Below are 17371 nucleotides of genomic sequence, written 5' to 3'. Positions count from 1 at the left end.
TGAAACGCCGTAGCGCCGATGGTAGTGTGGGGTCTCCCCATGTGAGAGTAGGGAACTGCCAGGCATCAATTAGAAGAACCCCGTACCGTAAGGTGCGGGGTTTTTTGCTTTTGTTTTTCTCCCTCCTTGAAACTTTCTCACCTTACGCTTGCAGGCTCGACATTATGCCCGTTTCTGGGTATCGTTAGCTATCTGGATGTCTAAACGTTTATACGTATGCTGTGAGGATAATAAGCTATGCCGATTCGGGTGCAGGACGAGCTACCAGCCGTCAATTTCTTGCGTGAAGAAAACGTCTTCGTCATGACGGCTTCGCGTGCGACAGGTCAGGAAATTCGCCCGTTGAAGGTGCTTATTCTCAATCTGATGCCAAAAAAGATCGAAACAGAAAACCAGTTCCTGCGTCTTCTGTCGAACTCCCCGCTGCAGGTCGATATTCAGCTGCTGCGAATCGATGCCCGTGAGTCACGTAATACGCCTTCTGAGCATCTGAACAACTTCTACTGTAACTTCGATGACATTCAGGGTGACAACTTCGACGGACTGATTGTGACCGGCGCGCCGCTCGGTTTGGTTGAATTTAACGATGTCGCCTACTGGCCGCAGATCAAACAGGTGCTGGAGTGGGCAAAAGATCACGTCACGTCGACATTGTTTGTCTGTTGGGCTGTACAAGCCGCACTGAATATTCTTTATGGCATCCCCAAGCAAACCCGCACTGAAAAGCTCTCCGGCGTATACGAACACCACATTCTTCATCCACATGCGTTGCTGACGCGTGGTTTCGATGACTCTTTCCTGGCCCCGCATTCTCGCTACGCCGATTTCCCGGCCCAGCTGATTCGTGATTACACCGATCTGGAGATCCTGGCCGAAACGGAAGATGGAGATGCTTATCTGTTTGCCAGCAAGGATAAACGCATTGCATTCGTGACCGGGCATCCTGAATACGATCCGCATACCCTTGCGTCAGAGTATTTCCGTGATGTCGAAGCGGGTCTTAATCCGGATGTACCGTACAACTATTTCCCGAAAGACGACCCGCAAAACAAACCGAGAGCAACCTGGCGCAGTCACGGGAATTTGCTTTTTACCAACTGGCTCAACTATTACGTCTATCAGATAACGCCATACGATCTGCGTCACATGAATCCGACGCTGGAGTAATCTTCTGCACTAAACGATCCTAAAGCGTTTCAGCTACTCAAATCAGGCACCTTCGGGTGCCTTTTTTATTTCCGAAATGTCACTCACCGTTCGATAAAACTTTAATCTCATTAAAATCAATTAATTAACTGCAATTAATAATTAAAATGGAAATTGTTTTTGATTTTGGAAAAAATATAGATAGTCTTAATTCTGCTGAGCGAAAACTACCCAACGATCTTTCGTTCGCATCGGGGGCGTGATTTTGGATCTTTGATGAGGAGCAGAGTAATGACTCAACAGGCAACGACGGTCGATGAACTGGCCTTTACCAAGCCGTACGGCGAGCAAGAACAGCAGGTTTTGACGGCGGAAGCGGTAGAGTTTCTGACTGAACTGGTGACCCGCTTTACGCCGCAGCGTAATAAGCTGCTGGCGGCACGCATTCATCAGCAACAGGAAATTGACGATGGCAAGTTGCCTGGCTTCATTTCGGAAACTGCTTCCATTCGACGTGGTGAATGGAAAATCCGCGGCATCCCTGAAGATTTACAGGATCGTCGCGTTGAGATCACCGGTCCAGTAGAGCGCAAAATGGTGATCAACGCCATGAACGCCAACGTTAAAGTCTTTATGGCCGATTTTGAGGACTCACTGGCGCCAGACTGGAACAAAGTTATCGACGGGCAGATCAACCTGCGCGACGCCGTGAACGGCACCATCAGCTATACCAACGAAGCCGGTAAAATTTACCAGCTTAAACCGAACCCGGCGGTGCTGATCTGTCGCGTACGCGGCCTGCACCTGCCTGAAAAACATGTCACCTGGCGTGGAGAAGCCATTCCGGGCAGCCTGTTTGATTTCGCACTTTATTTCTTCCACAACTACAAGAACCTGCTGGCAAAAGGCAGCGGTCCCTATTTCTATCTGCCAAAAACGCAGGCCTGGCAGGAAGCGGCCTGGTGGAGCGAGGTGTTCAGCTACGCTGAAGATCGTTTCAACCTGCCGCGCGGCACCATCAAGGCCACGCTGCTGATTGAAACGCTGCCTGCCGTGTTCCAGATGAATGAAATTCTGCACGCCCTGCGCGACCACATTGTCGGCCTGAACTGCGGACGCTGGGACTATATTTTCAGCTACATCAAAACCCTGAAAAACTATCCCGATCGCGTGCTGCCGGATCGCCAGGTCGTGACCATGGATAAACCGTTCCTGAGCGCCTACTCGCGTCTGCTGATCAAAACCTGCCACAAGCGCGGCGCCTTTGCGATGGGCGGCATGGCGGCATTTATCCCGAGCAAAGACGCAGAGCGCAACAATCAGGTGCTCAACAAGGTGAAGGCCGACAAAGAGCTTGAAGCCCGTAACGGCCACGACGGCACGTGGATTGCCCATCCCGGCCTGGCCGATACGGCGATGGAGGTCTTCAACCGCGTACTCGGTGACAATAAAAACCAGCTGTTTGTCACGCGCGAAGACGATGCTCCAACGGCTGAAGAACAGCTGCTGGCTCCGTGTGCGGGCGAGCGGACGGAAGAGGGCATGCGTGCCAATATTCGCGTCGCCGTGCAATACATTGAAGCGTGGATCTCCGGTAACGGCTGTGTGCCGATCTACGGCCTGATGGAAGATGCCGCGACGGCGGAGATCTCACGTACCTCCATCTGGCAGTGGATCCACCATCAAAAAACGCTCAGCAACGGCAAGCCGGTGACCAAATCTCTGTTCCGCCAGATGCTGGCCGAAGAGATGCGGGTGATCCAGGACGAGCTGGGCGAACACCGCTTCAGCAGCGGGCGTTTTGACGACGCTGCGCGCCTGATGGAACAAATCACCACATCAGATGACTTAATCGACTTCCTGACCCTGCCGGGCTACCGCTTCCTGGCGTAACTCACCACATAACAATATGGAGCATCTGCACATGAAAACCCGTACCCAACAAATCGAAGAGTTAAAGAAAGAGTGGACACAACCTCGCTGGGAAGGCATCCGCCGTCCTTACAGCGCGGAGGAAGTGGTGAAATTACGCGGCTCGGTCAATCCGGAATGCACGCTGGCGCAAAATGGCGCGGCGAAAATGTGGAAGCTGCTGCACGGTGGCTCTAAAAAGGGCTACATCAACAGCCTCGGCGCGCTGACCGGCGGTCAGGCGCTGCAGCAGGCGAAGGCCGGTATTGAGGCGATCTACCTCTCCGGCTGGCAGGTCGCGGCGGACGCCAACCTGGCCTCCAGCATGTATCCGGATCAGTCGCTTTATCCGGCTAACTCCGTGCCGTCGGTGGTGGATCGGATCAACAACACCTTCCGCCGTGCGGATCAGATCCAGTGGGCCGCAGGTATCGAACCTGGCGATCCGCGCTTTACTGACTACTTCCTGCCGATCGTCGCGGATGCGGAAGCGGGCTTCGGCGGTGTGCTGAACGCCTTCGAGCTGATGAAATCGATGATTGAGGCCGGTGCAGCGGCCGTTCACTTCGAAGACCAGCTGGCGTCAGTGAAGAAATGCGGACACATGGGCGGCAAAGTCCTCGTCCCAACCCAGGAGGCGATTCAGAAGCTGGTTGCCGCGCGTCTGGCTGCTGACGTGCTCGGCGTGCCGACGCTGGTGATTGCCCGTACCGATGCGGACGCGGCTGACCTGATCACCTCTGACTGCGACCCGTACGACAGCGAATTCATCACCGGCGAGCGTACCAGCGAAGGCTTCTACCGCACCCATGCCGGCATTGAACAGGCGATCAGCCGCGGCCTGGCGTACGCGCCTTACGCGGACCTGGTCTGGTGTGAAACCTCCACGCCGGATCTGGCTCTGGCAAAACGCTTTGCCGACGCCATCCACGCGAAATACCCGGGCAAGCTGCTGGCCTACAACTGCTCGCCGTCATTCAACTGGCAGAAAAAGCTGGATGACAAAACGATCGCCAGCTTCCAGCAGCAGCTGTCCGACATGGGCTACAAATACCAGTTCATTACCCTGGCAGGCATCCACAGCATGTGGTTCAACATGTTCGACCTGGCGCACGCCTACGCGCAGGGTGAGGGCATGAAGCACTATGTTGAGAAGGTGCAGCAGCCAGAATTTGCGGCGGGCAAAGACGGCTACACCTTCGTGTCTCACCAGCAGGAGGTGGGAACCGGCTACTTTGATAATGTGACCACGATTATTCAGGGCGGCACCTCCTCCGTCACCGCCTTAACGGGTTCAACGGAAGAAGCACAGTTCTAATCTTTTCCCCCTCTCCCCTTTGGGGAGAGGGTTGGGTAAGGGGAATATATGTCGCGTGGCCTGGAATTACTGATTGCCCAAACTATTTTGCAGGGCTTCGATGCCCAGTATGGTCGTTTTCTTGAAGTGACATCCGGCGCGCAGCAGCGCTTTGAACATGCAGACTGGCATGCGGTTCAGCAGGCCATGAAGCAGCGTATCCATCTCTACGATCACCACGTGGGTCTGGTGGTGGAGCAGCTGCGCTGTATTACCGACGGTAAAAGTCCGGATGCGGAATTTTTACTGCGCGTGAAAGAGCACTACACCCATTTGTTACCCGACTACCCGCGCTTCGAGATTGCGGAGAGCTTTTTCAACTCCGTCTATTGCCGGTTATTTGACCACCGCTCATTATCTCCTGAGCGGTTATTTATCTTCAGCTCCCAGCCCGAGCGACGCTTTCGCACCATTCCACGTCCGCTGGCGAAAGATTTCTTTCCCGATCGCGGATGGGAAAAGCTCCTGCACCGCGTGCTAACGGATTTACCGCTGCGCCTGCCCTGGGAGAATAAAACCCGGGATATCGGCTATATCCACGCGCATCTCAACGAAACCTTCGGCGCGGAGGTGCTCAGCCGCAGCCATTTGCAGGTTGCCAACGAGCTTTTCTACCGAAATAAAGCCGCCTGGCTGGTGGGTAAACTGGTTACGCCAACCGCCATTGTGCCGTTTCTGCTGCCCATTCACCGTACCGACGACGGGGAACTGTTTGTCGATACCTGCCTGACCACCGGCGCCGAGGCCAGCATCGTGTTTGGCTTCGCCCGCTCTTATTTCATGGTGTACGCCCCGCTGCCTGCCGCGCTCGTGGAGTGGCTGCGCGAGATCCTGCCGGGCAAAACCACCGCCGAGCTGTATATGGCGATTGGCTGCCAGAAGCACGCCAAAACGGAAAGCTACCGGGAGTATCTGCGCTATGTCACCACCGCTGATGAACAGTTCATCGAAGCGCCAGGCATTCGCGGCATGGTGATGCTGGTGTTTACGCTGCCGGGCTTTGACCGGGTCTTTAAGGTGATTAAAGACAGATTCGCGCCGCAGAAAGAGATGACCGCCGCGCACGTTCGCGCCTGCTATCAGCTGGTCAAAGAGCACGATCGCGTCGGGCGCATGGCGGATACTCAGGAATTCGAAAATTTTGTGCTGGATAAACAGCAGATCGACCCGGCGCTCATGGCGCTGTTGATGCAGGAAGCGCCCGCGAAAATCACCGATCTGGGTGACAAAATCGTGATTAGCCATCTCTACATTGAGCGCCGCATGGTGCCGCTGAATATCTGGCTTGAGCAGTCTGAAGGTCAGGCGCTGCGGGATGCCATTGAAGAATACGGCAACGCGATTCGCCAGCTGGCCGCCGCCAATATTTTCCCGGGCGATATGCTGTTTAAAAACTTCGGCGTCACCCGTCACGGGCGGGTGGTGTTCTACGATTACGACGAAATTTGCTACATGACCGAGGTGAACTTCCGCGATATCCCGCCGCCCCGCTACCCGGAAGATGAGCTGTCCAGCGAGCCGTGGTACAGCGTCTCGCCGGGCGATGTGTTTCCTGAGGAGTTTCGCCACTGGCTGTGTGCCGACCCGCGCATCGGGCCGCTATTCGAAGAGATGCATGAGGATCTATTCCGTGCCAGCTACTGGCGCGGACTGCAAACGCGGATCAAAAATGGGCATGTCGAAGATGTGTACGCCTACCGCCGCAAGCAGAGGTTTAGCATCAGGTTTTCAGAGGACATCATGTAGGCCGGGTAAGGCGAAGCCGCCACCCGGCAAAGCGATCTTAACGAATCCCACCATACGCCAGCGTCACCTCTTTCGCCGCCTTAATCACCAGCGCACCCAGTTCGGTCACGCGGTCGTCGGTCATGCGCGAAATCGGACCGGAGATGGAGATGGCGGCAAACGGCTCGCGGTGCTCGTCAAAAATACAGGCCGCGAGGCAGCGCAGGCCCAGGGCATGTTCTTCATCATCAAACGAATAGCCGCGCTTGCGGGTCAGGGCCAGATCTTCTTTCAGATGCACCGGCGACACAAGCGTGGCGTGGGTATAGGCGTGCAGCCCTTTACGGTGCAACAGCCCCGTCACCTGCTCCTCGCTCAGCTGCGAGAGAAACGCTTTCCCCGCCCCGGACGCGTGCATCGGCAGCTTGCCGCCAATCGGTGCGGACATGCGCATCAGCTGCGTGCACTGCACCTGGTCGATGATAATCGCCTGATGGTCGCTCTGGTCCAGCACCGCCAGGTTTACCGTCTCGCCGGAATCTTCCATCAGCTTGCGCAAAATCGGGTGCACAATTGCCAGCAGGTTGCGGCTCTGCAGGAAGCTGCTGCCAACGATAAACGCGTGCGCGCCCACCGCCCAGTGCCCCAGCTCGCCGACCTGGCGGACAAAGCCCAGCTGCTGCATGGTGGTCAGCAGGCGGTGCGTCGTGGAGTTCGGCAGGCCTGCCTGCTGGGCCAGCTCCGTCAGGGCCACGCTGCCGTGCGACTCGGCTATCCACTCCAGCAGCTTCAGACCGCGCGTGAGCGATTGAACCTGTCCGCCGGGTTGTGCGGCGGTGGTGGCAGCAGGCTTTCTGCCGCGTTTGGCGGGAACGGTCGCGACCATGACGATCTCCTTTTTCTGTATCGTGGAAATCATTTTCGTTTTATTTGGTGATTTTGCAACCGCTTTCATGACTGATCGGAGGAGTGATGGTGAACATGTCTCATGTTACCGCTGTGCGCCTTTTCCACCCTGCGAGATTGTGCCAGTATGGAACCCAGCCTTTTGGCCTTGTTGAGCGTTGTCGGGAGCAAGTGTGAGCAGCAAAGTAGAGCAACTGCGTGCGCAGTTAAATGAACGAATTCTGGTGCTGGACGGCGGCATGGGCACCATGATCCAGGGCTATCGTCTGAGTGAAGAGGATTTCCGCGGCGAGCGCTTTGCCGACTGGCCCTGCGACCTGAAAGGGAACAACGACCTGCTGGTGCTCAGCAAGCCGTCCGTTATTAAGGATATCCACAACGCCTACTTCGAAGCGGGTGCGGATATCGTTGAAACCAACACCTTCAACTCGACAACCATCGCTATGGCGGATTACCAGATGGAATCCCTGTCGGCGGAAATCAACTTTGAAGCCGCGAAGCTGGCGCGCGCCTGCGCCGACGAGTGGACGGCCCGCACGCCGGACAAGCCTCGCTACGTTGCCGGGGTGCTTGGCCCGACGAACCGCACCGCGTCGATTTCACCGGACGTCAACGACCCGGCGTTTCGTAATATCACCTTTGACCAGCTGGTAGCCGCCTACCGCGAATCGACCAAAGCGCTGGTGGAAGGCGGTTCCGATCTGATTCTGATTGAGACGGTGTTCGACACCCTCAACGCCAAAGCCGCAATCTATGCGGTGAAAGAGGAATTTGAGTCGCTGGGCGTTGACCTGCCTATCATGATTTCCGGCACCATCACCGACGCCTCTGGCCGCACCCTGTCCGGCCAGACAACCGAAGCGTTTTATAACTCCCTGCGCCACGCCGAAGCGCTCTCCTTCGGCCTCAACTGCGCGCTGGGGCCGGACGAACTGCGCCAGTACGTGCAGGAGCTTTCCCGTATCGCGGAATGCTACGTCACCGCCCACCCGAACGCCGGTCTGCCGAACGCGTTTGGCGAATACGATCTCGATGCCGACACCATGGCGGCGCAAATCCGCGAGTGGGCCGAGTCCGGCTTCCTGAACATCGTCGGCGGCTGCTGCGGCACCACGCCGGAGCACATCGCGGCCATGAGCAACGCCGTGGCCGGGCTGCCGCCGCGCAAGCTGCCCGAGCTGCCGGTTGCCTGTCGCCTTTCCGGCCTCGAGCCGTTGACCATCGGCGACGACAGCCTGTTTGTGAACGTGGGGGAGCGTACCAACGTCACCGGTTCGGCAAAGTTCAAGCGTCTGATCAAAGAAGAGAAATACAACGAAGCGCTGGACGTCGCCCGCCAGCAGGTGGAAAGCGGCGCGCAGATTATCGATATCAACATGGACGAGGGGATGCTCGACGCCGAAGCGGCGATGGTGCGTTTCCTCAACCTGATCGCCGGGGAGCCGGACATCGCCCGCGTGCCGATCATGATCGACTCCTCCAAGTGGGAAGTCATCGAAAAAGGGCTGAAGTGCATTCAGGGTAAAGGCATCGTCAACTCTATCTCGATGAAAGAGGGCGTTGATATCTTTATCCACCACGCGAAGATGGTCCGCCGCTACGGTGCCGCCGTGGTGGTAATGGCTTTTGACGAAGTGGGCCAGGCGGATACCCGCGAGCGCAAAATTGAGATATGCCGCCGCGCGTACAAAATTTTAACCGAAGAGGTGGGCTTCCCGCCGGAAGACATCATCTTCGATCCGAACATTTTCGCCGTCGCGACCGGGATTGAAGAGCACAACAACTACGCCCAGGACTTTATCGGGGCGTGTGAAGACATCAAGCGCGAGCTGCCGCATGCGCTGATCTCCGGCGGCGTGTCGAACGTGTCGTTCTCGTTCCGCGGTAACGACCCGGTGCGTGAAGCGATCCACGCCGTGTTCCTCTACTATGCCATCCGCAACGGCATGGACATGGGGATCGTTAACGCCGGCCAGCTGGCGATTTATGACGACCTCCCTGCCGAGCTGCGCGATGCCGTCGAGGACGTGATCCTTAACCGCCGCGACGACGCCACCGAGCGCATGCTGGACCTGGCGGAAAAATACCGCGGCAGCAAATCGGATGAGGCGGCAAACGTTCAGCAGGCCGAGTGGCGTTCCTGGGACGTGAAAAAGCGTCTGGAATACTCGCTGGTCAAAGGCATTACCGAATTTATCGAGCTCGATACCGAAGAGGCGCGCCAGCAGGCAGCCCGCCCGATTGAGGTGATTGAAGGCCCGCTGATGGACGGCATGAACGTGGTCGGCGATCTGTTCGGCGAAGGCAAGATGTTCCTGCCGCAGGTGGTGAAATCCGCCCGCGTGATGAAGCAGGCGGTGGCGTATCTTGAGCCCTACATCGAAGCCAGCAAAGAGAAAGGCTCCAGCAACGGCAAGATGGTTATCGCCACCGTGAAGGGCGACGTGCACGACATCGGCAAGAACATCGTCGGCGTAGTGCTGCAGTGCAATAACTACGAAATTATCGACCTCGGCGTGATGGTCCCGGCGGACAAAATCCTCAAGACTGCACGCGAGGTGAACGCCGACCTGATTGGCCTCTCGGGGCTGATTACGCCGTCGCTCGACGAAATGGTCAACGTGGCAAAAGAGATGGAGCGACAGGGCTTCACCATCCCGTTATTGATTGGCGGGGCGACCACCTCGAAAGCGCACACGGCGGTGAAAATAGAGCAGAACTACAGCGGCCCGACGGTCTACGTGCAGAACGCCTCGCGCACGGTGGGCGTGGTCTCCGCGCTGCTCTCCGACACCCAGCGCGACGATTTTGTGGCGCGCACCCGTAAAGAGTACGAAACCGTTCGCATCCAGCACGGCCGTAAGAAGCCGCGCACCCCGCCTGTTTCGCTTCAGGCGGCGCGCGACAACGATCTGGCCTTTGACTGGTCCAGCTACACGCCGCCGGTCGCACACCGTCTGGGCGTGCAGGACGTAACGGCCAGCATCGAAACGCTGCGTAACTACATCGACTGGACGCCGTTCTTTATGACCTGGTCGCTGGCGGGAAAATATCCGCGCATCCTGGAGGATGAGGTGGTAGGCGAGGAGGCGAAGCGCCTGTTCAAAGATGCCAACGACATGCTCGACGCGCTGAGCGCAGAGAAAACCCTCAACCCGCGCGGCGTGGTGGGGCTGTTCCCGGCGAACCGCGTGGGCGACGACATCGAAATTTATCGTGATGAAACCCGCACCCACGTGCTGGCGGTCAGCCGCCATCTGCGCCAGCAAACGGAGAAAGTGGGCTTTGCCAACTACTGCCTGGCCGATTTCGTCGCGCCTAAGTTAAGTGGTAAAGCAGACTATATCGGCGCCTTTGCGGTAACCGGCGGTCTGGAAGAAGATGCGCTGGCGGACGCGTTCGAAGCGCAGCACGATGATTACAATAAAATCATGGTGAAAGCGATTGCCGACCGCCTGGCGGAAGCCTTCGCTGAGTACCTCCACGAGCGCGTGCGTAAGGTGCACTGGGGCTACGCGGCGTACGAAAACCTCAGCAATGAGGATCTGATCCGCGAAAACTACCAGGGCATTCGCCCGGCGCCGGGCTATCCGGCCTGTCCGGAACACACCGAAAAAGGCACCATCTGGAAACTGCTGGACGTGGAAACCCATACCGGCATGAAGCTCACCGAGTCGTTCGCCATGTGGCCGGGCGCGTCCGTCTCAGGCTGGTACTTCAGCCATCCGGACAGCAAGTACTTTGCGGTGGCGCAGCTGCAGCGGGATCAGATCGAAGATTACGCCCTGCGCAAAGGGATGAGCGTGTCTGAAGTGGAGCGCTGGCTGGCCCCTAATCTCGGCTACGACGCCGACTAAAATCACTTTTCCTTACAACAAACAGGGCGCTCATTGGGCGCCCTGTCTCTTTCTTACGTTTAAACCCTTATACTGGAAGAAGGTTCTTATTTTTGCCCGGTGGCGCTGCGCTTGCCGGGCCAACGCGCTAAACCTCAGGAAAACAGATAACGATAAGGAGGAACACCTTCCGTGTTGACGTTGTTACACCTGCTCTCTGCAGTCGCACTGCTCGTATGGGGCACCCATATCGTCCGTACCGGCGTGATGCGCGTATTTGGCGCGCGCTTACGTACCGTTCTCAGCAGCAGCGTTGAGAAGAAGCCGCTCGCCTTCTGTGCGGGCATTGGCGTTACGGCACTGGTGCAAAGCAGTAACGCCACAACCCTGCTTGTCACCTCTTTTGTGGCGCAGGATCTGGTCGCGCTGGCCCCGGCGCTGGTGATTGTGCTGGGGGCGGATGTAGGTACCGCGCTGATGGCGCGTGTTCTGACCTTCGATCTCTCCTGGCTGTCGCCGCTGCTGATTTTTCTCGGCGTCATCTTCTTCCTCGGCCGCAAACAGACACGCGCCGGACAGCTCGGGCGCGTAGGGATTGGCCTGGGGCTGATCCTGCTGGCGCTGGAGCTGATTGTGCAGGCGGTCACGCCTATCACCGAGGCCAACGGTGTTCAGGTCATCTTCGCCTCCCTGACCGGGGACATCATGCTGGACGCGCTCATTGGCGCGGTGTTTGCCATCGTCAGCTACTCCAGCCTGGCGGCGGTTCTGCTGACGGCCACGCTTACCGCCGCAGGGGCGATCTCCTTCCCGGTGGCGCTGTGTCTGGTGATCGGGGCTAACCTCGGCTCGGGCCTGCTGGCGATGCTCAATAACAGCGCGGCCAATGCCGCCGCCCGCCGCGTGGCCCTCGGCAGCCTGCTGTTTAAGCTGGTGGGCAGCCTGATTATCCTGCCCTTTATCCACCCGCTGGCGAACCTGATGGACAATCTTCCGCTGCCGAAGGCGGAGCTGGTGATCTATTTCCACGTGTTCTACAACCTGGTGCGCTGCCTGGCGATGGTACCTTTTGCGGGGCCGATGGCTCGCTTCTGCGAACGACTCATTCAGGACGAACCTGAGCTGGATGCGCGCCTGAAACCGAAGCACCTGGATACGTCCGCGCTGGATACCCCGGCGCTGGCGCTGGCGAATGCCGCGCGCGAGACGCTGCGCATGGGCGACGCAATGGAAACCATGCTCGAAGGCCTACAGAAGGTGATGCACGGCGAGCCGCGTGAAGAGAAAGAACTGCGCAGATTAGCGGACGATATCAACGTGCTCTATACCGCCATCAAGCTTTATCTGGCGCGTATGCCGCAGGACGAGCTGGCGGAAGAGGAGTCCCGCCGCTGGGCGGAAATCATTGAGATGTCGCTTAACCTTGAGCAGGCCTCGGATATCGTTGAGCGCATGGGCAGCGAGATCGCCGACAAATCCCTTGCCGCGCGCCGTGCATTTTCAGGTGAAGGCCTGAAGGAGCTGGAAGCGCTGCACGAACAGCTGGTCAGCAACCTCAAGCTGGCGATGTCGGTCTTCTTCTCCAGCGACGTGCCGAGCGCGCGCCGCCTGCGCCGCAACAAGCATCGTTTCCGTATTCTGAACCGCCGCTACTCGCACGCCCACGTCGAGCGTCTGCACCAGCAGAACGTGCAGAGTATCGAAACCAGTTCGCTGCACCTGGGGCTGCTGGGGGATATGAAGCGTCTCAACTCGTTGTTCTGCGCGGTGGCGTACAGCGTGATGGAACAGCCGGATGAAGACGACGAGCGGGATGAATATTAATCTCTGAAAGCGCCTCGCAGATCCTCTCCATGAGGCGTGACCAAACTCCACTGAAAACGTAACGTCACACCCACAGGTCATATGCAGACCTGTGGAGTAAGACAATGTGATTTTTAATGTATAAAATTTTATACAGGGATGTGGTATGCTTTCAGAAAGACCAGCAATGAGGCCCATTGCATGGATGGGGAGTGCCTTCGATGATTTGCGCGGCTTCCCGGAGGAAATCCGACGGGATGCGGGATATCAGCTACACCGATTACAGGCTGGATTAGAGGCGGCGGACTGGAAGCCCATCTCAGAGATCGGCAAAGGCGTTGCAGAGATACGGTTGCGCGGTGACACGGGCGCATACCGAATTATCTATTTGGCTCGTTACGAGGATGCTGTTTACGTACTGCATTGCTTTAAGAAGAAAACGCAGCGGACATCAGGCCATGATAAATACATAGCAAAGGCACGTTTTCAGTCGGTGCTTGATGCTCGGAGAGGATGAAAATGGGAAGACGCGTTGATACAAAAATTCGGCATGTGACGGCTTCAGAAACGAACATCTTTGCTGAACTGGGTTTCAAAGAAAGTGAAGCTAAACAACTACACGAATGCGCCGAGAAAGAGGTTGAGCAGTTGCTTGCCATCAAGCGGCAACTGATGCAGGAAATTTCCTCGTGGATTGCGGAGAATAAACTGCGTCAGGCTGACGCTGCCGCCAGGCTAAACGTCTCTCGTCCCCGAGTGTCTGATGTCGTGAACCTCAAAACCAGTAAGTTCACGCTTGATACGCTGATCATGATGCTGTGTAAACTTGGAAAACCCGTCTCAGTTACCGTCGGCTAATCTTTTTTTTCGGCCCAAACCTAAGGTATATTTCGCCCTTCACAGGAGAAACTATGCTGCCAACTCAATCAACCCGATTAAACAAATACATTAGCGAGAGCGGGATCTGCTCACGTCGCGAGGCTGACCGTTACATTGAACAAGGTAACGTGTTTCTTAACGGCAAACGCGCCACCATCGGCGATCAGGTGGCCCCTGGCGATGTGGTAAAAGTGAATGGTCAGGTCATCGAGCCGCGCGATGCTGAAGACCTGGTGTTTATCGCGTTGAACAAACCGGTTGGGATTGTCAGCACCACGGAAGACGGTGAACGGGACAACATCGTTGATTTCGTGAACCACAGCAGCCGTATCTTCCCGATTGGCCGTCTGGATAAAGACTCTCAGGGGCTGATTTTCCTCACCAACCACGGCGATCTGGTCAACAAAATCCTGCGTGCCGGTAACGACCACGAGAAAGAGTACATTGTGACAGTCAATAAGCCGGTCACGGACGAATTTATTCGTGGCATGGGTGCCGGTGTGCCGATCCTCGGCACCGTCACGAAGAAGTGTAAGGTGAAGAAAGAAGCACCGTTCGCGTTCCGCATTACCCTGGTGCAGGGCCTGAACCGCCAAATCCGCCGCATGTGCGAACACTTCGGTTATGAAGTGACGAAGCTGGAACGCACGCGCATTATGAACGTCAGCCTGTCCGGGATCCCGCTGGGCGAGTGGCGCGACTTAACTGGCGATGAGCTGATTGAGCTGTTCAAGCTTATCGAGAACTCGTCTTCTGAAGCGAAGCCGAAAGCTAAAGCCAAACCGAAAACCCAGGCGATTAAGCGCCCGGTGGTGAAGGCGCCGCAGGCGGAAGAGAAAGGGCGAGGCAAGCCGGGCAACGGAAAGCGCTTTACTCAGCCGGGGCGTAAAAAGAAAGGGCGCTGATTAGCGCCTTCCACGGGTAGACGTTGTGGCCGACCAGGAAAAGGTCGCCTCTGCATCGGGTTTATAAGCCTGCTCTTTTTTCAGCTTGCGGGCTTTTTTCGCCGCGGCGTCACGCTGCGCCATCAGCTTATCGATGTACTCTTTTTTCACCTGATTGGTTTCGGCGTTCGTCAGCGTGCGGCCATGTGCGATACGGGCGCGGTCGAGAAGCGTTTTCAGTTCGCGCTGCTCGGCTTCCGTCATGTCTTTCTGGGTCAAACGTGGTGTAGCCATTGCTGAAGCCTCCTGTTGGGGAGGCTTCAGTGTAAAACATACTGACAGCCAGATATATGATTACCACGCGTGCGGTTAAATCATTTTTGAGTCTTATTTAGCGCAAAACATAGTTTCCATCACGAGACAGGTTCCAGTTGTGGCCGTTCAGCGGATATACGCCTTTCTTTTTGGCGATACTCGTTAAGTCGCTGTTAATGCTTAAAAGCAAACTTGCATCACCTGTTGCCACATAGGACTTCATATTTTTATTTGCGCGTTCATAAAGCGAGAAGTTATCACCCACTACGACACCTGCTTTGGCTTCGAACTCATCTTCGGGGTCGTCATTTCTGTTTGTCGGACCAATAAATAAATTACCCGGTAGCCAGGCATAAAACGATGCAAAGTCGTCAAAATAGTCAGGAAATGCCGCCGCAGAATTATTGGTCACCGTGCCGTTGATTATCATATCGATAAGATTTGCTGTTCCCGCTAAATCGTCGGCGTTAACAGCACAATTTCCTGCGGCGGCATAATCCCGCAGATTATCCCGGAGAGTCAAAAATACACCGCGAAGTTTGGGTAACGCTTTTTCTTGCAGCGCCCGGTTATAAAAATCGCGCAGCAGGTTGTAAGGGATGATGTGATGCCTTGATACATGAACAGGCTCAGCGCCGCCAGCAACAGTAAGGTCTTTACTGTAATTAGGCATGGCAGGGAAACATGAGCCATTACGAACGTTCGGCATAGTGATTTTGTAGGCACCGGCAGCAATGGGCCGTGGGGCCGCCAGAGCCTGGTGGGTAAATACGAAGAGTGCGGCGATAACAATCAGGGCTTTTTTCATCTCATTTTCCTTCAGTAAAAGTGTGTGCCTGTTGAAAATAGAGAAAGTTCCACTGACTGAAAATTTGCTTTATGCCCTGTGATATTTGGCCGGGTGAGACAACGAAATAAAAAGCCGGGCAGAGGGCCCGGCTCATCTGTTTTGCAAAAAAAGTTATTCAAACAAATTCTGATGAAGTTTCTGCACCACCTGCTCGGCCTGATCGGCAGGCACCAGGAAGCAGAGGTTGTAGCTGGACGCGCCGTAGCAAATCATGCGGATGCTGAACGGGTCGAGTACGCCGAACACCTCTTTGCCCACGCCGCAGGCGCGCGACAGCTTGTTGCCAATGATGGCAACCAGCGCCAGGTCTTCTTCGACTTCCACGCGGCACAGCTCGGACAGCTCAATCAGCAGCGACTGGGTCAGCAGGGTATCGCCCTTGGACGTTGAGCCGGTCGTATCCAGGGTCAGCGCAATACTCACTTCTGACGTGGTGATCAGGTCTACGGAGATATTGTGGCGCGCCAGAATACCAAACACTTCTGCCAGGAATCCGCGGGAGTGCAGCATGTTATGGCTGTGCAGCGTGACCAGCGTCTGCTTGCGGCGCAGGGCCAGGGCGCGGAACAGCGGCGGGCTTTCGGTTCTCTTACACACCATTGTGCCGCCTGCTTTCGGCTCTTTACTGGAGCCAACGAAGACAGGAATATCGCTGCGCACGGCGGGAAGCAGGGTTGCAGGATGCAGCACTTTCGCGCCAAAGGTAGCCATCTCCGCCGCTTCTTCAAACGCGATCACATCAATACGTTTTGCCGTAGAGACCACGCGCGGGTCGGTGGTGTAAATGCCCGGCACGTCCGTCCAGATATCTACGCGCGTGGCGTGCAGCGCTTCGCCCAGCAGGGCGGCGGTGTAGTCGCTGCCGCCGCGGCCCAGCGTCGTCGTGCGTCCTTTTGCTTCGCTACCGATAAAGCCCTGGGTGATCACGATACCTTCTTCCAGGCGCGGTGCCAGCTGCTGGCTGGTCAACTCGGCCAGCGCCTCAACGTCCGGTTCGGCACGGCCAAAGCGATCGCTGGTGCGCATCACTTTACGCACGTCAAACCACTGCGCCTGAATATTACGCTCGCGCATAATCTCAACAAACAGCAGGGTAGACATCAGCTCGCCGTGGCTGACCAGTTCATCCGTCAGGGCCGAGGAGTTTGCCAGAGACGCCGCTTCTGCCAGGGTGGTGATATTTTCCAGCAGGCGTTCGATTTCCTCGCGGATCACATTTGGATTCTGAAGACACTCAAGGATGTCGAACTGAATTTTGCGCAGCGCGTCCAGCTTCACGAAACGTTCTGTCGCTTCAAGTCCTTCAGACAGAGAAACCAGCAGGTTCGTCACGCCAGCGGATGCAGAAAGCACCACCAGGCGGGTATTCGGATCGGCCAGCACCACATCGGCGCTGCGGTTCATGGCAGCGTAATCTGCCACACTGGTGCCGCCAAACTTGGCGACCACAAAACTCGTCATAACAACCTCGTGTCAGGGAATGAATAAGCGACCATGGCACAAGAATGAAATGAAAACAGGTGCAGGCGCAAAATACGGCCCTATAAATAAAATGCGGGGGAGGTCCTGTCAATGCTGGGATTATGCGGATTTTTCATGGGGGGGTACCCCTGAGAAACAGGACTTATAACAGGGCCATATTTTATGCTCCGTTTTAGCCTGTTTTGAGCGACATTTCGCCGCCGCAGGAGGCCACTTCAGCAGCTATACTTTTCGGGTCTTTTCACCTGCGTTTGATGCAGGCCAGGGCAATGGCATA

The 17371-nt window shown here is 56.4% G+C and carries 13 protein-coding genes; 9 read left to right on the top strand and 4 right to left on the bottom strand.

All coding sequences use genetic code 11. The features are described from left to right. Positions 1–237 precede the first annotated feature (237 nt). From metA to aceK, 4 genes are all read left to right on the top strand, one after another. Positions 238–1167, top strand: coding sequence for a homoserine O-succinyltransferase (metA, locus tag AB8846_RS18380; protein ID WP_063145333.1), 930 nt, complete (start codon positions 238–240; stop codon positions 1165–1167). A gap of 270 nt (positions 1168–1437) precedes the next feature. Beyond that, entirely contained in the window at positions 1438–3039 is a 1602-nt protein-coding gene (gene aceB, locus AB8846_RS18375; RefSeq protein WP_063145332.1) for a malate synthase A, read from the top strand. Between the two features lie 31 nt (positions 3040–3070). After that, positions 3071–4375: an isocitrate lyase gene (gene aceA / locus AB8846_RS18370; RefSeq protein WP_029742132.1), complete on the top strand. Its 1305-nt coding sequence runs from the start codon at positions 3071–3073 to the stop codon at positions 4373–4375. Between the two features lie 48 nt (positions 4376–4423). Then, on the top strand, positions 4424–6160 hold the full coding sequence (gene aceK / locus AB8846_RS18365) for a bifunctional isocitrate dehydrogenase kinase/phosphatase (protein WP_370733347.1): 1737 nt from the start codon (positions 4424–4426) through the stop codon (positions 6158–6160). Positions 6161–6197: 37 nt separating this feature from the next. On the opposite strand, the gene iclR is transcribed toward aceK, so the two are convergent. Then, on the bottom strand, positions 6198–7025 hold the full coding sequence (gene iclR / locus AB8846_RS18360; RefSeq protein ID WP_219324604.1) for a glyoxylate bypass operon transcriptional repressor IclR: 828 nt from the start codon (positions 7023–7025) through the stop codon (positions 6198–6200). A gap of 193 nt (positions 7026–7218) precedes the next feature. Between iclR and metH the strand changes: the two genes are divergently transcribed. From metH to rluF, 5 genes are all read left to right on the top strand, one after another. Further along, a complete protein-coding gene (metH, locus tag AB8846_RS18355) occupies positions 7219–10902 on the top strand; it encodes a methionine synthase (protein WP_370733346.1) in 3684 nt (1227 codons plus the stop codon). A 171-nt stretch (positions 10903–11073) separates the two neighbouring features. Beyond that, positions 11074–12705 carry a Na/Pi cotransporter family protein gene (locus AB8846_RS18350; RefSeq protein WP_063145329.1) on the top strand — a complete coding sequence of 544 codons (1632 nt, stop codon included), beginning with the start codon at positions 11074–11076 and terminating at the stop codon, positions 12703–12705. Positions 12706–12850: 145 nt separating this feature from the next. Further along, positions 12851–13201: a type II toxin-antitoxin system RelE/ParE family toxin gene (locus AB8846_RS18345; RefSeq protein ID WP_331413765.1), complete on the top strand. Its 351-nt coding sequence runs from the start codon at positions 12851–12853 to the stop codon at positions 13199–13201. 2 nt (positions 13202–13203) lie between these two features. After that, positions 13204–13542 (top strand): helix-turn-helix domain-containing protein, encoded by a 339-nt coding sequence (locus tag AB8846_RS18340; protein WP_370733345.1) that lies wholly within the window; start codon positions 13204–13206, stop codon positions 13540–13542. Positions 13543–13595: 53 nt separating this feature from the next. Further along, positions 13596–14468 carry a 23S rRNA pseudouridine(2604) synthase RluF gene (rluF, locus tag AB8846_RS18335; protein WP_331413762.1) on the top strand — a complete coding sequence of 291 codons (873 nt, stop codon included), beginning with the start codon at positions 13596–13598 and terminating at the stop codon, positions 14466–14468. Here the strand turns inward: rluF and AB8846_RS18330 are convergent, their stop codons facing one another. The 3 genes from AB8846_RS18330 to lysC form a co-directional block, all read right to left on the bottom strand. After that, positions 14469–14741: a DUF3811 domain-containing protein gene (locus AB8846_RS18330; protein WP_023309994.1), complete on the bottom strand. Its 273-nt coding sequence runs from the start codon at positions 14739–14741 to the stop codon at positions 14469–14471. Positions 14742–14838: 97 nt separating this feature from the next. Further along, entirely contained in the window at positions 14839–15570 is a 732-nt protein-coding gene (locus AB8846_RS18325; protein ID WP_370733343.1) for a hypothetical protein, read from the bottom strand. Between the two features lie 153 nt (positions 15571–15723). After that, complete coding sequence (gene lysC / locus AB8846_RS18320) at positions 15724–17073, bottom strand: lysine-sensitive aspartokinase 3 (RefSeq protein WP_063145326.1); 1350 nt, start codon at positions 17071–17073, stop codon at positions 15724–15726. Positions 17074–17371: the final 298 nt, after the last annotated feature.

The sequence above is a fragment of the Enterobacter sp. KB-221C9 genome, assembly GCF_041320715.1.
Classification (GTDB): Bacteria; Pseudomonadota; Gammaproteobacteria; order Enterobacterales; family Enterobacteriaceae; genus Enterobacter; species Enterobacter asburiae_D.
This window is presented reverse-complemented; position numbering and strand designations above follow the sequence as displayed.

Coding starts and splice junctions, on each gene's coding strand:
- metA (WP_063145333.1), top strand. CDS start 238: ATGCCGATTCGGGTGCAGGACGAGCTACCAGCCGTCAATTTCTTGCGT.
- aceB (WP_063145332.1), top strand. CDS start 1,438: ATGACTCAACAGGCAACGACGGTCGATGAACTGGCCTTTACCAAGCCG.
- aceA (WP_029742132.1), top strand. CDS start 3,071: ATGAAAACCCGTACCCAACAAATCGAAGAGTTAAAGAAAGAGTGGACA.
- aceK (WP_370733347.1), top strand. CDS start 4,424: ATGTCGCGTGGCCTGGAATTACTGATTGCCCAAACTATTTTGCAGGGC.
- iclR (WP_219324604.1), bottom strand. CDS start 7,025: ATGGTCGCGACCGTTCCCGCCAAACGCGGCAGAAAGCCTGCTGCCACC.
- AB8846_RS18345 (WP_331413765.1), top strand. CDS start 12,851: ATGCTTTCAGAAAGACCAGCAATGAGGCCCATTGCATGGATGGGGAGT.
- AB8846_RS18340 (WP_370733345.1), top strand. CDS start 13,204: ATGGGAAGACGCGTTGATACAAAAATTCGGCATGTGACGGCTTCAGAA.
- rluF (WP_331413762.1), top strand. CDS start 13,596: ATGCTGCCAACTCAATCAACCCGATTAAACAAATACATTAGCGAGAGC.
- AB8846_RS18330 (WP_023309994.1), bottom strand. CDS start 14,741: ATGGCTACACCACGTTTGACCCAGAAAGACATGACGGAAGCCGAGCAG.
- AB8846_RS18325 (WP_370733343.1), bottom strand. CDS start 15,570: ATGAAAAAAGCCCTGATTGTTATCGCCGCACTCTTCGTATTTACCCAC.
- lysC (WP_063145326.1), bottom strand. CDS start 17,073: ATGACGAGTTTTGTGGTCGCCAAGTTTGGCGGCACCAGTGTGGCAGAT.